The 2,175-nt window shown below is 38.3% G+C and carries 1 protein-coding gene; it reads left to right on the forward strand.

From position 1 onward, the window contains the following. Positions 1–641 precede the first annotated feature (641 nt). Complete coding sequence (gene ltrA, locus CRO45_RS19700; protein WP_097151303.1) at positions 642–2,081, forward strand: group II intron reverse transcriptase/maturase; 1,440 nt, start codon at positions 642–644, stop codon at positions 2,079–2,081. The last annotated feature ends 94 nt before the right edge of the window (positions 2,082–2,175 follow it).

Below are 2,175 nucleotides of genomic sequence, written 5' to 3' on the forward strand. Positions count from 1 at the left end.
TTTTATGTGCGACGGGCAGTTGCACCATGTGCAATAACAGCACAGGATAAACTGTTAAAGGTTGGAGGATGTTACTGAGGTAATAACAACTCCCGAATCCCAGAATGTTTATCATCTCGAAGGTGAAAGTCCTTCCTTCGGAATGCTGATATAACCGAAGAAGACTAATCTAGGGCACCATTGTGAGGTGGTGTTTGAAGGAGATACGGAAAATCGAGAGACCCGTAGTCGGACGAGCAGACCCAAATGCAATAAGTGTGAAGTACGGCGGCTAGGTAAGTTGGTGACTGTCCGTAAATAACAGGAAACCCCTACTGGGATGACAATTCAATGAATCAGCCGGATTGTTGTAGCTTATCGAGTGATGGTACTGGGTATGTTCGAAAGGATAGTGCAATAACCCCGTGAGGTCTTCATTTCAACCGAAAGGATACAGACATATAAGGGCATCCGAAATTGACTGTATAAATGAAGAAGTCAGACACTCTCATAGTACGGAAGTACATATATGACCAAACATGTATGGAACGGAAGGGGAGTGACCTTGTGGCTCCACATTGCTAAATGTGTGTAATGTTAACAGAAAACGATACTTCGGTATAAACGAACTGAATGTACATAATGAAAGGTGTGGAATGAAATTGAATGATGAGTTGAAATTTAAATGGCACAGTATCTATGGACAAATATTGTTTGACCGTAAACTGATGACAGCTTGGACAAAAGTTAAATCGAACAATGGAGCCGGCGGTATTGATGGGGAAACAATCGAAACCTTTGAAGCGAAAGCTGAAGAAAGGCTTGATAACCTTCTAACGAAACTGAGAAAGAAAGAGTATTTACCCTCACCGGTTAGAAGAGTTTATATACCAAAGAAAGATGGAAGCCGAAGACCATTGGGTATACCAAATATTGAGGATAGAATTGTTCAACAGGCAATAGTGAACGTACTAGAACCAAAATTTGAAGAAGGAATTTTTCATAAATGGTCATGTGGATATAGACCGAATTTAGGCGCCGAGCGAGTTATGCAAATTATCATGTGGAATATCGAACAAGGTTTCAATCATATTTATGACTGCGATATTAAAGGTTTCTTTGATAACATCCCGCATAAAAAGCTAATGAAAGTGTTAAATAAATATATTGCAGATGGCACTGTCCTCGATATGATATGGAAATGGTTAAAAGCAGGATATATGGAGGAAGGAAAATACAACAATAATGACTCTGGCACCCCGCAAGGAGGAGTGATTTCTCCATTATTAGCTAATATTTACCTAAATGAACTTGACTGGATGTTAGATAGCCTCGAGGGAATCCGATTTGTAAGATATGCGGATGATTTTCTTATTTTTGCCCAAACGCAAGAAACTATCTTAAAAGCAGAAAAAGCAACAAAGGAGAAACTTTCAGAATTAGGTCTAGAAATTTCTGTGAAGAAAACTAGGGTTATAGATTTTCGTCACGATGACTTTGACTTTCTAGGATTTACTTTTGGGCACTGGAGAAGACGTAAGAAGGACGGCAGTCCTTACTATCTTGCACACCCCAAGAATGAAACCTGGAAGGATTTCAAAACTAAGATTAAGGAAAAGACTAAGAAATATTTAACATTCAGCCAAGAAGTATGGGTGAAACGAGTAAATTCAATCATACGTGGAAAAGTGAATTATTTCCTAACTATCTGGAAAGCTATACAAGCCAACAAACAGTATGGGATGAACTCTCGATGTTTCTTTAACACATTCAAAAATGAGTTACTTCAAATTGATGGATATATTAGAAGAAGACTTAGAGTAGCCATGATACACAAACATCCTAGTCAAAGTAAAGGTTGGGCTATGTCTTCAAAATGGACCATTGAATACTTCACACGCATAGGTTTAGTACCATCGTTCCAATATTATTACGGTCAACAATATGGACATACAACTGAGGATTACATTAGTTACATGAAACAAAAAGGGAAAAAGAAATATGAAAACGCTCTGAAAAGAGCGAAGGAAAAAGGTCAAGAATATTTCAATCCTGAACGTGTAAGGAAAATGAACTACGCCAATAGATTAGCAACTTATTAATTCAATTAAACACATTGGTAAGCCGTATGCCTTAATAGGGCACGTACGGTTTGATGAGGGGGTGGCCATGAAAATGGTCACCCTACTCTATTTT

Source organism: Ureibacillus acetophenoni (genome assembly GCF_900220965.1).
Taxonomy (GTDB): domain Bacteria; phylum Bacillota; class Bacilli; order Bacillales_A; family Planococcaceae; genus Ureibacillus; species Ureibacillus acetophenoni.